Source organism: Pectobacterium sp. CFBP8739, assembly GCF_013449375.1.
In the GTDB taxonomy this organism is placed as follows: Bacteria; Pseudomonadota; Gammaproteobacteria; order Enterobacterales; family Enterobacteriaceae; genus Pectobacterium.
Genome location: NZ_JACDRR010000045.1, coordinates 1 through 1174, shown reverse-complemented (window position 1 = coordinate 1174; position 1174 = coordinate 1). Strand labels below are relative to the sequence as shown.

At 50.1% G+C, this 1174-nt stretch carries 1 protein-coding gene; it reads right to left on the bottom strand.

Translation table 11 applies throughout. The annotated features are described in order from the left end of the window. Positions 1 to 26: 26 nt before the first annotated feature. Entirely contained in the window at positions 27 to 1013 is a 987-nt protein-coding gene (locus tag H0247_RS19335; protein WP_180743981.1) for an IS110 family transposase, read from the bottom strand. Between the last annotated feature and the right edge of the window lie 161 nt (positions 1014 to 1174).

Here is a 1174-nt window from a genome sequence, read left to right as displayed (position 1 = left end):
CGAGCTTACAGCTACCGTCTTGAGCGTCAAGCTGCTGTAGCGTAATTCTCGTCATACTTTTGCTGTTTCATCACAACACCGTAGCAGATGTGTACCAGCTTTCTCATCACCCCACCCAGCGCTGACATCTTCGCTTTTCCCGCCGCCAGAAGGCGGTCATAAAACTGTTTGAGTAGAGGGTTGTGTTTGACGGCAACTATTGCAGCCATAAAGAGTTTGGCTCTCACTTCTGGAGGACCATTCTTTGAGAGTCTTGTTCTGCCGCGGACAGAGCTTCCTGAGCGTTTTTCCTTAGGTACAACACCCACCCAGGATGCTGCCTGTTCTGCACTGATGAAGTGATTTCCCCTCAGGACTACCAGCATTGTACTCCCGACTGCTGACCCTATCCCTTTTATCGACGTCAGATATTCCATATCCCGTTTCAGCTCAGGATGCTTATCGATATGGTTATCAATCAGCGCTTGTACCACCTGCAGTTCGTTGTTCAGCACCTGAAGTATCTTTCTGACAGAGGCTTCAACCAGCAATGAACATCGCGTTGAGAGAAGTTTCTCGAGTCGGCTTTGTTCACGACCTACATCGTGTACCAACGCATCACGTCTGCTGAGGAGTGCTTTCAGTTCCTGGATAGCGGGAGAAGGGGGCTGCCACACATCCGGCTGACGCATAGCGCCATACTGGGCTAAAACGTCAGCATCGACAGTATCATTTTTAGTGAGGATACCCATGCCCTGAGCAAAGGCACGGACGCGAGCAGGATTGGCAATGATGACGCGTACCGCCCGCTCATAAAGGCCGTAAGCCAGATGTTCATGGTAAGTGCCCGTTGACTCCATCACCACCTGAACATCCGCGGGAGCGACTTTCTGCTTTGCCAGCCATTCCAGAACGCTGACTGCGACATCAGGTCCGTTAGTCAGTATTTTGGTTTTCTTGCGACCTTCTGGGCCATCTGGCCTGAGGCATAAATCTATTTTGCTTTTTCCGACATCAATACCTAACTGAATCATACGTGTCTCCTTTCACATATAACCATCACGCCCATTTTCCTTGTTCATGCGGAGTCTATGCTCCTGGCTACCGTTCAAAGTTGATGCTGGCGTGAAAGGTGAAACAGGGGATCTCAGCTGTAAGACAAGGTCTGACCTTATAGGATGTACCAGATTCACCC